Source organism: Hydrogenophaga sp. GW101-3F08, assembly GCF_059424585.1.
Genome location: NZ_JBWKZP010000010.1, coordinates 54112 through 66337 on the forward strand (window position 1 = coordinate 54112; position 12226 = coordinate 66337).

Annotated in this window: 9 protein-coding genes; all 9 read left to right on the plus strand. The window is 62.3% G+C overall.

The genetic code is table 11. The features are described 5' to 3' along the window. Positions 1-63: 63 nt before the first annotated feature. The 9 genes from AC07YZ_RS21015 (at position 64) to AC07YZ_RS21055 (ending at position 12113) form a co-directional block, all read left to right on the plus strand. Positions 64-1695 carry a hypothetical protein gene (locus AC07YZ_RS21015; protein ID WP_494796203.1) on the plus strand — a complete coding sequence of 544 codons (1632 nt, stop codon included), beginning with the start codon at positions 64-66 and terminating at the stop codon, positions 1693-1695. 59 nt (positions 1696-1754) lie between these two features. Beyond that, complete coding sequence (locus AC07YZ_RS21020; RefSeq protein ID WP_494796204.1) at positions 1755-2084, plus strand: hypothetical protein; 330 nt, start codon at positions 1755-1757, stop codon at positions 2082-2084. A 3-nt stretch (positions 2085-2087) separates the two neighbouring features. Next, complete coding sequence (locus AC07YZ_RS21025; protein ID WP_494796205.1) at positions 2088-3281, plus strand: hypothetical protein; 1194 nt, start codon at positions 2088-2090, stop codon at positions 3279-3281. Then, the gene (locus AC07YZ_RS21030) at positions 3278-4804 is read left to right on the plus strand and encodes a TolC family protein (protein WP_494796206.1); all 1527 of its coding nucleotides are present in this window, start codon (positions 3278-3280) and stop codon (positions 4802-4804) included. The genes AC07YZ_RS21025 and AC07YZ_RS21030 overlap by 4 nt, the downstream gene beginning before the upstream one ends. Next, positions 4801-6654, plus strand: a complete 1854-nt coding sequence (locus tag AC07YZ_RS21035) for a GAF domain-containing protein (RefSeq protein WP_494796207.1) — start codon at positions 4801-4803, stop codon at positions 6652-6654. The genes AC07YZ_RS21030 and AC07YZ_RS21035 overlap by 4 nt, the downstream gene beginning before the upstream one ends. A 6-nt stretch (positions 6655-6660) precedes the next feature. After that, positions 6661-8808 carry a PqqD family protein gene (locus AC07YZ_RS21040; RefSeq protein WP_494796208.1) on the plus strand — a complete coding sequence of 716 codons (2148 nt, stop codon included), beginning with the start codon at positions 6661-6663 and terminating at the stop codon, positions 8806-8808. Further along, a complete protein-coding gene (locus AC07YZ_RS21045) occupies positions 8720-10789 on the plus strand; it encodes a preprotein translocase subunit SecA (protein ID WP_494796209.1) in 2070 nt (689 codons plus the stop codon). The genes AC07YZ_RS21040 and AC07YZ_RS21045 overlap by 89 nt, the downstream gene beginning before the upstream one ends. Next, positions 10786-11637 carry an efflux RND transporter periplasmic adaptor subunit gene (locus tag AC07YZ_RS21050; RefSeq protein WP_494796210.1) on the plus strand — a complete coding sequence of 284 codons (852 nt, stop codon included), beginning with the start codon at positions 10786-10788 and terminating at the stop codon, positions 11635-11637. Before AC07YZ_RS21045 ends, AC07YZ_RS21050 begins: the two co-directional genes overlap by 4 nt. 125 nt (positions 11638-11762) lie before the next feature. Next, positions 11763-12113 (plus strand): putative Ig domain-containing protein, encoded by a 351-nt coding sequence (locus AC07YZ_RS21055; protein ID WP_494796330.1) that lies wholly within the window; start codon positions 11763-11765, stop codon positions 12111-12113. Positions 12114-12226: the final 113 nt, after the last annotated feature.

The following is a 12226-nucleotide window of genomic DNA, read 5'->3' on the forward strand; positions in this document are numbered from 1 at the left end:
GCTTGATGGGACAATCAGCCCCTGGACTGAAGATCAAAATCGCCTATTGAGGAAGAAGACCGCATGAGCTATGTGCATTTTCTGGATGTGTTCGACCCGGCGGGCCTGCCCGGCGGTCTGTCGGACCGCGACGCGGCCGAGCAGGCGCGGGGCCTGCGGCTGGCCGAGCCCAGCCCACGCCTGCTGGCGCTGCTGACGCGCATTCGCCAGCAGCCCGCGGGGATCACGGTCAACGTGGTGGACGGGAAGGATCAGCAGCCGGTGGAGTGGGTGGCGGGCGATCCGCCGCGCGTGCAAGGCGAAGGCGCCACCTGCGTGCTGTGGACGCTGATCCTGCCGGTGGACGAGGATTTCGAGGCGTTGCAGAACTCGGTGCCCAAGCTGGTGGCCTGGGCCCGAGCCCTTGGCTTGCGGGTGCACGACGCAGCTCAGGAGGCGTTTGCGCAGCAAAGTCACGAGAGCGCTGCCGCCTTGGTCGGGGTAGCCGAAGCGAGCACCGATTTCGCAGATGGCCTACCGGGTCCGGGAGACATCCTGATCCTGGAGCCTCAAGCGTTCCGGGGCGATAACTTCAGCTCTGTGGGTGAAGTCATGCAGCGCCAAGCTGGCGTGGGCATGCACGAGGCGGTGCGGATGTTCCTGAAAGACGTGGATCGCGAGCAGAGGTATGCCTGGAGCCTGACGCGGCTGGTGACGCGGTTGCTCCAGGCGTTTCCCTTTGAAGCCCATGGATCAACCATCTGGTGTGGCCGTCATCCACTGCGTGAGCCGGTGTTTCGCAGCGACGGGGTGCGCCTGATCCGCGTATCCCCAGACCAGTTGGAGGCCGTGCTTCGGCGGCTGTTGCCGCTGGCTCGGGAGCTGTTCCTCGCGGTGGCCGCACCACGCCTGAACCTGTATGTGGACCGCACAGGCGACCCCGACAACTTCAAGGCACAGCCCATGGAGGTGCTCAAAGCGCTGGACCCCGACTGGAGCGATCACCGCATGCCAGACGATACAGTGACCGCACTGTTCCAAAAAGAGTTGTCCGCTGTGCTGCAGCCGCATGGCTTTACGCTCTTGGATGAGAAGGGTGCTTATGCGTTTGCCTTCTGGCGCCCCTTGCGTCTGGGCGGGGGGCGGCAGGTGATCAGCTATGGTAATGGCAGTGAGCTGAAAGCCGAGGTTCAAAGTGAACGCTATCAGGCCATTAAGCGATCGCTGAATTTTCCCAGTGCGATGCGCAATTCGGGTGTTGCCGTCATGTCCCTGTCCGAGGAGCGCCAGCGCGACAACTCCGATTGGGGCAGCTACCCAGGACAGGGGGGGGGGGTGGCCTCGCCGGAGCATGTAAGGTGGGCCATTGAAGACATCCTGCGTTTGATCTTGCCCCAACTTGATGCTCTGCACACGGCACAGGAACTGTGGAGCTGGCGGTGCCGGCCTGCGCGGATGGAAACGTCATTCCCGGGATTTGCCGACATACAGCGGGCATTCGCCTTGTTGGAAGCCAAACCTACCTGGGCAATTGGATTGAAGGAAGAGATGTACGCGGCGCGATGTCTCCCCGACAGTTCCTATGAGCCGCTGTTGCTCGCTTGGGAGAGGTTGCTTCAACCGCGCGCGGAAGGAGAAAATGGTTTCGCGCAAAGTTTGCGGTGCGCAGCCGCCTTCCGGGCATTGCAACAGACTCCCTTGGATGGACCCTTGTGAGCGGCAGTTGACGATGTGCTGGTGTAATCGAACGGATTGAGCACGGGGAGGACATAGATATGAACAAACAAGTCACGGGTCGGTGCGCATGCGCCATGGCGGCGGCGTTGCGGTATTTAGTCGCAGTTGGAGCAGTGATTTCCCCCTGGACGGTCTTGGCGAGCACAGAGCCGGCGGCCAACACTGCTGCCACCGGGCCGGACTTGTCGGGCGTGGGGCGCGTGCTCGGCATGATGCTGTTCGCCTACCTGGCGCTCAAATGGTTCAACCGCAAGAAAGACCGGGACGAGGATGAGCCACGGGGGTTTCTGGGACTGTCGGTCAAGCCCTGGGTGGTGTGGCTGGTGGTGATCGGCGGCTTGGGGCTGTTGATGGTGCAGTCGGGTTGATGCATGGGAACCGCTTACACGCTGAGCCTGTTCGATCCGGTGGATACACCCTGCAAGGGTGTGGATACCCGCCAGTTCCAACATGTTGAACAAGCCGAGTCTTTGTTGAAGTTGTTGGAGCGCGCCAGACCGGGCGCCAATCCGCGTTTTGAGCGGTTGCTGACCCTGCTGGATCGTGTTCACCCGGGCCATGGGGTGGCATTCAGTGGCCGGGTGGACGGCATGCCGATGCGGGCCGCTGCAGGTTCAGTGCAGCGTTTTGGCCCTGGTGCCGATCAGGCTGTTCTGCACCTGGTGGTGGACCTGGATGTGTGCGACCTGGGCGCAGTGATGCCAGATCTGCTGTTCTGGTCGCGCGAGTTGGGCCTGGATGTCTACGACGACTTGCAACGCATCTTTCTGCCGTGGCGATCCTTGCCCGTGCCCAAGGAAACAGGGCTGGCGTTTGCACGTCAAAGCGGCTGGGCCACACCACTCAAGGTCTGGAACAACGCACTGGAGTTGAGACAAGTCCTGATTGATCGCCTGACCCATTTGCTCATGGATCACGGCTACGGTTTTCGGGTGGAGCCAGGGTACGACGCGGTTTTTGAACGTGAGACCGACGATGGTTTTCAACGCATTGCGGCTCGCATCGGAGGTGAACACCCGGCGCTGACCTGCAAGTTCGATATAGAGCAAGGCAGCCGGCGATTTACCCAGGCCATGCAAAGGGCGGGATACCCGATGGGCGACCCGGATGGAACGAGGTTGATCGTGAACGAGCAGCTGGTCTCGTTTCGCATGCTGAACCACCCTGGCTGGGACCGTTTGCCTGGGCATGTGGTGCATCTGGTCTGGACGCAGGGGTGGCTCGACTGGATGCTTGACGATCTGGGCGCGCTGGTCCTCCCTGTGCTGGAGCAGGCGCGAACCGCAGAGGGTTTGTGCAAGCTGTACACCGACCCGCAGAGCGTGGGTCGTTTCCCGCGCGCGGTGAAGGAGCATGGGGACGTGAGTCGGTTTGCCATGTTGCCGGCGATTGCCGCTGCTTATTTCGCAGGCAGCCCACAATTTGATCTGCTCACACTGCGGTGTTTGAGGCAATTGGAGCAAAGCGCGAAACCCGGCCAGCTGGACGGGCAACTTGATCAAATCACCCGGCTGGTTGCCGCCCTTAACTCATCGACCACATCCGAGACTGGAACGTCCGCATGAATGGTGCAGTGGGGCGGTTGGGCATCTGGCAGCGACGCGGTGTCCGTGAACCTTTGGTATTTTTTTGCCTGTGCCTGGCCAGTGCACACGTTCTGGGGCAGGGTCAAAGCGGTCTCGTCCATCTGGTCGAGCAAGCTCTGGCGTCTGAGCCTTCTTTGATGTCTGCCAGGGCGGAGCTGCAAGCCGCTGAGGCCCGGTATGACCAGAGCGCAGGCGGTTTGCTGCCGCAGATTCGCGCTTCTGCGAATACTGCCTACAACGGACGCAACTACACCACGCTGCCCCAGCCGGAAGACCCGCGTGCAGTAGACCCGGGCACCGAGGATGAGCAGAAGGCGCCGTCTCGCGGCCGGGCCCAGGCGGAGATCGAGCGAGGGCGCTACAACGCGTCGGGCGCAGAGATATCCCTGACCTTGCCCGTGTTCCGTCCCGCCGTGATTTTCGAAAAGCGGCAATCTGCCACCGTGGTCCAGCAGGCCACGAGCGAGCTGGACGCTACCCGACAGGAGGTGATTCATCGGGTGGTCGATGCATGGCTGGAGGTGCTGTCGGCCCGCCACGAGTCGCGGATGACCCGCGAAAAAGAGCTGGCGGCCGAGCAGCAGATGACCCTGGTTCAGAAAGGCGCTGCGCTAGGTGCCTATTCGTTGCCCGACCAGGAGGAGGCGGTTTCCAGGTATCGGACGGCGCAGGCGGAGCACCGGGCCTCCGGTGGTCAGCAGCGCCTGAGGCAACTGGCGCTGGAACATCTGGTGGGGGGGGCTGCGGAGGTCCCTGCGCTCATTGCACCTGCTTCGCCTGGCCCGACGTTGAAACAACTGATGACCCAATGGCTACAAGAGGCGGAACAGCCGCTGGAAGCCCTGGAGGCCGATCTCCTGCTGCGCAATCCGTCGATTCAGGCGGCTACGCTGGCCCTCCAATCGGCCAAGCAGTCGGTCCAGCGAACCCAGGCAGGGCATCTGCCCACGCTGGATTTCACGGCCACGGCGGCGCGCAATTCCCAAGGGCTGGGGACTTCGGCCGGACAGGCTGGCTTCCGCTCCAAAGTGGGCACGGTTGCGCTCGAGCTGCGCATACCGATCTACTCCGGTGGCACCGATTCAGCACGGGTTCGGGAAATGGTCGCCAAGCTGGAGGCGGCCGAGCATGCGCTGGAAGGGGCGCGTCGCAAGGTGATTTCTGAATTGCACCAGGCCTGGTATGCGGCCGAGGTGGCTCGCGCCCGCATTTCAGCGGGAGAACAGGCGCTGCGTGCCGCAGAGTCGCTGCTCAAACAGGCCGAACGCGGGATGTTGCAAGGGATGAAGTCGGAGATTGATGTCGTTCAGGCACGGGTGCAGTGGCAGACCGCCCAGCGCGACCAACAGCGCGCCTTGAGTGATCTCATACGATCCGCCGTACGCATCAAGACCTTGATGGCGAACATGGACATGGAGGGGCTGGCGGCGATTGAGCGCTTTTGGGTGATGCCTCAGCCCAAGTTCAACGGGCAGTCCGTGGCGCTGGGTCGACCCTCATGAGCGAGGTGCTGAAAGACAAGGCCGAGCTCCCTGCGCCACCGGTCGTTGATAAGGTTGCCGACGCTGCGGCCGAATGGCTGCGGTTTGTTTCGGCCACCGAGTCGCAGGCGTTCGCCGGTGCCTGGCTGGGATTCCTGGCGCATCGGATTGGTCAGGTGCATGCCGCCGCCCTGTTGGTGGAAAGCCCGCAAGACAAGGCCTTTGTCCCGTTGGCGGTCTGGCCCGTGGCGGCCGCGGACATGGGGCGTCTGGGCAAGGCCATTGAAGCGTGTCTCAAGGAGCGCCGGGGACAGGTCATGTCTGCGGAGGGCGGGCGCTTTCACGTGGTGTATCCCGTCATGCGGGTGGACAAGCTGGTGGCTGTGGTGGCCATAGAGCTCCAGGCCAGCGCCCCGAGGGCTTCGCTCGCGTTGCAAGAGATGCACTGGGGCAGCGCGTGGATGCTCCAGTTGCTCGGTGGTCGCGATCTCGAATCTGCGACGAAGGCCAGAGACCGTCTCTCAGCCGTGCTTGACCAGATGGCCGGGCTTTCCCGGCATGGCAAGCTGCAGCAAGGCCTGTTTGAGTCGGTCAATGCCTTGCGCGTCCATTTCGGGTGCACCCGGGTGGCCATGGGCCTGGTGAAGGGGCATCAGGTACGTTTGATGGCGTTGTCCGAGGCGGCCGAGTTCGACCGCCATTCGGCGCTCAGCAAAGCCTATGTGGAGGCGATGGCCGAGGCGCTCGACGTCGGGCAGGCGCTGCGTTCGGACGGTGACAGCGAGCGGGAGCAGGACACCCTCTCGCGGTTGTCTGCGCTGCGCACCGCCTCCGGTGCCCAGGCCTTGGTGGCCCAGCCCTTGCGCTTTGAAGGGCAGGTGATCGCCGTGGCCATCCTAGAGCGGACCCAGGGGACCTGGAGCGATCAGGATTTGGAGTGGTTAGACGCGTTTTCTGCAATGGCTTCTCCCTTGATCCGTTTCCGCCAGCAGGCCGAACACGGTGTTCTGCGCAGAGCCAAAGGGCGGCTGGAGGAACTGCTTCATCGGCTGTTTGGCGCGGGGTACCTGACGTGGAAGGCCGGGGGGCTCGCGTTGCTGCTGCTGGCTGTGGTGATGGCTTTGCCCATTCCGTACCGGGTGTCTGCGAAGACGGTGATCGAGGGTGAGGTGCATCGGGTGCAGGCAGCACCGTTTGATGGATTTCTCCAGCAGGTCCATGTCCGCCCCGGTGATACGGTTCGCACCGGGCAGGTCATGGCTTCTCTGGATGATCGGGACCTGCGAATTGAAGAAGACCGCTGGTCCAGCGAAAAGGACCAGAACGCGAGTCGGTTGCGCGAGGCCATGGCCAATCACGACCTGGCGGCCATCGCTCAGATCCAGGCCCAGGTGGGACAGGCGGAGGCCCAGTTGGCGTTGGTCAGGCAGAAGCTTGAGCGCAGCGTGATCCGTGCGCCGTTTGATGGGGTGGTGGTGTCCGGTGACTTGTCCCAGGAGCTGGGTGCTTCGATCGAGGTGGGCAAGCGCCTGTTCGAGGTGGCGCCGCTGCAGAGCTACCGCATCGTGCTGCAGGTGGACGAGCGCGATATCCGCCACATCCGTCTGGGGCAGCAGGGCTCCATCGTGATGACCGGTCTGGCCGGGGACCCGATGGATTTCAGCGTCAATGCCGTGACGCCGGTGGCGACCGCCGAGGACGGGCAGAATTTCTTCCGTGTCGAGGCGCGCCTCTCGGGCGAGCTGCCGCGGCTGCGCCCCGGCATGGAAGGGGTGGGCAAGATTGAAACCGAGCGCCATTCCATTGGCTGGGTTTTCACACACCGCTTCACGGACTGGTTGCGCCTGTACCTGTGGACCTGGCTTCCCTGATCCGAGATGTCGCGCCAGCTATTCAGTCCCTCGTGGCATTCGGTGGCCGAGCTCAAGCCTCGGTTGTTGCCCACGGCCGTGGTTCAACGCCAAGTGTTCCGCGCGCAGGTCTGGTACGTGGTGCAGGACCATTCGGGAGGACGCTACCACCGGATGACCGCCACCGCCTACCGGCTGCTGGCTCAGATGGATGGCCGGCGGACGGTGCAGGAGATCTGGGAACAGGCCAACCTCGAAGGACACGGTGACGCGTGTACGCAGGGGGAGGTGGTGGAGCTGCTGGTGAGCATGCACGCGGCGGATCTGCTCACCGTGAACCTGGACCCCGATTCGGCGGCCCTGTTCTCACGCTTCAAGAAGAAGCGGTGGAGCAACATCAAGCAGTACTTGTTGAACCCGTTGAGCGTGCGTTTTCCGCTGCTGGATCCAGAGCCGTTCATCCGTTGGGCCATGCCCGCCTTTGGCTGGCTGTTCGGCCCGCTCGGGGCGATGGTGTGGCTGGCCGTGGTATTGCCGGCTGCCGTGTTGGCGGGCTTGAACTGGAACACGCTCACCCACAATCTTTCGGACCAGCTGCTCTCGTCGAGCAATTTGTGGGTGATGGCGGCGGTGTTTCCCCTCGTCAAGCTGGTGCACGAGTTGGGGCACGGATTTGCCGCCCGGGTATGGGGCGCGCCGGTGCGTGAAATGGGTCTGATGTTTCTGGTGTTTGCGCCGGTGCCCTATGTGAACGCGTCGGGCTCGGCCATTTTCCCTTCCAAGCTGCGGCGTGCCACGGTGGCGGCAGCCGGCATGCTGGCCGAGCTGTTCTTGGCGGGGCTGGCCATGTACGTCTGGCTGTTGTCCGAGCCTGGTCTGGTTCGCGCCGTTACGTACAACGTGATGGTGGTGGCCGGTGTGTCGACCCTCATCGTCAACGGCAATCCACTGCTGCGCTACGACGCGTACTACATCCTCTCGGACCTGATCGAGATGCCCAATCTCGGGCAGCGGGGCAACAAGTACCTGACGTATCTTTGGGACCGGTATGTCTACCGGTCGGAAGAAGCGGAGATGCCGGATGAGACCCCCTCGGAGCGCCGCTGGCTGCTGTTCTACACCCCGTTGGCGTGGGTCTATCGGACCATGGTCACGGTCTCCATCATCCTGTTTGTGGCGGGCGAATTTTTCTTTGTTGGTGTGTTGTTGGCCCTCTGGGGCGCCACCACCTTGATCGGCACCCCGGCGCTCAAGGCCTATCGCCACGTTTCGCGGGCACCCCATCTGGAGCGTGTGCGCTCCAGTGCGCTGAAAAAGGCGGCGTCCTTGGTGCTTGGCGTGCTGGCATTGCTGTTCGTGGTGCCGGTCCCGCTCCGATCGGTCTCCACAGGGGTTGTCTGGCTTCCGGAGCAGTCCTTGCTGCGAGCGGGCACACCCGGATTCTTCCACTCGTGGTCCCATCAACCTGGCACGGTGCTCAAAACCAACGACATCGCCTTCGTGCTGGAGAACGCCGATCTTTCGGCTGAACTGGAAGTCGCACGCGCACGGCTCGCCGAGGCCGAGGCCCTGCATCGCAGCGAGCAGTATCTTGATCCTGGCAAGGCCAGCGTCTCTGCCCGCCGTCTGAAGGAGACCGCCGCCTTGGTGGCCAGCCTGGAGGCCCGTTTGCAGAAGATGCAGGTTCCGGCGCAGGTGCAGGGTGTGCTGGCAGCGTTCCGGCCCGAAGACATGATTGGCACCTATCTGCGACAAGGTGAGTTGGTCGGCTACGTCCTGGACCGTCAGCGTTTGGTCGCGCGGTTCGTGGTGCCGCAGGACGATATCGATCTGTTGCGCGAACGTCTCAAGGGCGCCAAGCTGAAATTGGTTGACTCCATGGATGAAACCCATCAGGTGACCCAGTGGAGCTCTCCGGTGGCCGGTGTGGACGAGTTGCCGTCTGCAGCGCTGGGCTTGGCTGCCGGAGGATCGATACCGACCCGCCCTGACGACCCGCAGGGCCGCAAGACGCTTCAGCGGGTGTTTCTGGTTGACCTGGCGCTGCCCGCCACCGCGCAGCCGGCTGGTTTCGGAGAGCGTGCTTATGCCCGGTTCGATCTGGGATGGGAGCCGCTTGGGTGGCAAGGAGTGCGTCGATTGCGGCAGCTTTTCCTGGGGCGTTTCGGTGTCTGATGTCCGGGCGCTTCTGGCTGATCGGCGACTGACCCTCGCCGACGGGGTCTACGTCGAACGCCTCACCGAGCCTGCCCACAAGGTGGAGAGCTGGCTGCGGTTCTGGGTGGCGAGGTTGAAGTCGGGAAAAGCGCGCCGGACCGACCGATTCGTCGGCGCGGTGGACGCATTGGGCGACACGCTCAAGGCCGCCGATGATGAGGAAGTGCGGCGAACCCTGTGGCGTGCCGCAGCACTGATGCGGCGCGAAGGCATGTGTGACCAAGCCTTGGCCCAGGCCTTTGCCGCCATTCGCGAAGCGTCCGGGCGGACCCTGGGGAAACGTCATCATGACGTTCAGTTGCTCGCAGGACGTGTGTTGCTGCGCGGGCAGATCGCCGAAATGGCCACCGGCGAAGGCAAGACGCTCGCGGGAACCCTGGCGGTGTGCGCTGCTGCGGCTGCGGGTGCGCTCGTGCATGTGGTGACCGTCAATGACTACCTGGCGCAGCGCGACGCCGAAGAAAATCTGCCCTTGTTCGAATTCTTCGGCTTTTCCGTTGGAACCGTCGAGCAGGACATGAGCATTTCGGACCGGCAGGCGATTTACGGTCGGCATGTGGTCTATGTGTCCAACAAGGAACTGACTTTCGACTACCTGAAGGACCGGATCGGTTTCGGGGCCACACTGGATGCCCAGTTGAAGCTGTCCCGGGTGGGCTCATCAGGGGGACGTTCGTCGCCCATACTGCGCGGGTTGCATGTGGCCATCGTGGACGAAGCGGACAGCGTACTGATCGACGAGGCGAGGACGCCGTTGATCATTTCCGAAACGATTCCCGACGACCTCGATCCCTCCGTCTATGCGAAAGCACTGGAGGTGGCGGAAGGACTGGAGGCGGATGTGCACTACCGCTTCGGACACGGGCGGGATGTTTGGCTGACCGATGCGGGGGAGCAGTTTCTGGAGTCGGTGCTGTCCGCGGAGGAGGGCATCTGGCGGTCTCATTTGTGGCGCCGCGAACTGGTCAACAAGGCACTGTCCGCGCTGCATGGCTTTCGAAAGGACGAGCACTACATCGTTGCCGAAGACAAGGTCCAGATCGTGGACGAGTTCACCGGTCGCGTGATGCCTGATCGGACCTGGGAGCGCGGCTTGCACCAGATGATCGAGTGCAAGGAGGGGTGCGAGATCACTGGGCAACGCCGAACGCTGTCCCAGACCACCTACCAAAGGTTCTTCGGGCGCTATCTGCTGTTGTGTGGCATGACTGGGACCGCCCGTGAAATCCGGGCCGAACTGCGGCAGGTGTACGACCTCAGTGTGGTTCGTATCCCCACTTTTCGCCCCAGTCGGCGGCAACATCTGCCCACGCAAGTATTCCCGACTTCATCGGAGCGCTGGCAGGCGGTGGCCACCAGGGCCGCTGAAATGGCTGCGCAGGGGCGTTCGGTGTTGGTCGGAACCCGTTCGGTCGAAGCGTCCGAGGTGCTAAGTGAACACTTGGGGAGCCTCGACGTTCCGCACGTGGTGCTCAACGCGCGGCAGGATCAGGAGGAGGCCGCCGCCATCGCACAGGCCGGCCGACCTGGCGCCATCACGGTGGCGACCAACATGGCCGGGCGTGGTACGGACATTCGCCTGGATGCGTATGTGGAGAGCAAGGGTGGCCTGCATGTGATCCTGACCGAGTTCCATGAGAGCGCCCGGGTCGATCGCCAGTTATTTGGACGCGCTGCGCGGCAGGGAAATCCGGGCTCTGTGGAGGCGATGGTGTCGCTGGAGGATGAGCTTTTCAGGCAATACGCTCCCGTCGTTTCCCAGCGGCTGGCGTTGGTGTGGCTGGGAAAGTTTCGCTGGAGTCAAAAGGGTTTTGCGTCGTTCGTCTCTGCGGTGCAGGGTAGGGCAGAACGGCGTAACAGGCGGATTCGACTGGATACCATCGCAAGGGATCAGAAGTGGCAACGGTCATTGGGATTTGTCGGAGGACACAAAAAATGAAATGCGTATCCCCTGCGTCGCAGGTGTCGGGCCGGCACGGCCTTTGGACAGGCGTCTTGTCCGTGGCCATGGGGTGTGCGGCGATGCCTACATGGGCAGCGGAGTGTTTGATTGAACCGACGCAGACGGTGGAGGTCGCTAGTGCTGTGCCCGGATTGGTATCCAGCGTGAATGTTCGTCGAGGTGATCGGGTCAAAAAGGGGCAGGTTCTGGCGACGCTGGACGACAGGGCGGAGCGTGCTGCGATGGGTGTCGCGAGGTTCCGCGCGCTACAAACAGGCCCTGCGGAGTTGGCCGCCCGCAAGATTCAGTTCGCGCAACAACGGTTCCATCGCAGGGAAGCCCTGGCCAGGGAGCGATTGATCGCCTCACAGGACAGTGACGACGCCGAGGGTGAGCTGAGGGTTGCTGAAGCAGAGCTCAAGTTGGCCGGTGAGAACCTGGAGCTGGCCAAGCTTGAGCTGGAGCAGCATTCGATACAGGTCAGCTTGCGCACGGTTCGCTCTCCTGTTGACGGTGTGGTTGTAGAACAGATGGCCCATCCTGGAGAGTCGGTTGAAGCGGGGCCTGGGCAGCGGGGTATTTTCAAGCTGGCCCAGATTCATCCGCTGCGGGTGCATGTGATTCTTCCCAAGGACCAGTTCGGCAAGATCAAGATCGGCGATACCGTAATGGTGGTAGCCGAATCGCCCGTTTCGGAGCGTCTGAAGGCAACGGTAAAGACGGTTGACCGCATCATCAATGCCGCCAGCGGAACGTTTGTGGCTTGGCTTGAGCTCCCTAACCCGGACTTCGGTATCCCGTCTGGTATCCGTTGCAAAGCAGAGACCGAAGGCAAGCGCCCCTAATAGTTGCTCTCAGGAGCGAAAGTGATAGAAGCATGAGGCCATGTATGAAGTGTTCGGTATTGAGCTCGTTGAGTCACTTGAAGCGGCGCCCACACACCGCCATCATCATCGTGGCAGCGGCAAGCATGTTGTTGAGTGCTTGTGGTGGGGGTGGAGAAGAGTTGTGTGGTGCCGACAATCAGACGTTCAGCATCGATTTTGAGGAATCCTCCTACAAAGCATCGGTCGGAGACGTTACGACCATATCCAGCAAAGTCTTCCCGGAGAGTTGCAGATCAGTAATGACTGTGGGTGTCCGAACTGGTTCGCTCCCCCCCGGAATGAACATCGCGAACGGCAACCTGGAGGGATCCCCATCGGAGGCTGGGGAGTTCAAGGTGCAGCTATCCATCACGGCGGTTCAGGGCTACCAGTCCCAGAGCTTTGCCCCCTCGGTTGCTCCTCGCAGTCGTGAAATTACAGTTCTTGTGAAGTAGAAGGTGGGGGAGTATTGATGGGATGAATTGAGCTGTTTTCGACATCCCTTCACTGTCAAGTACTGAACATTTAGATACCCCTAGCAGGTGAGAACGCCACTTTTCAGGTTCAA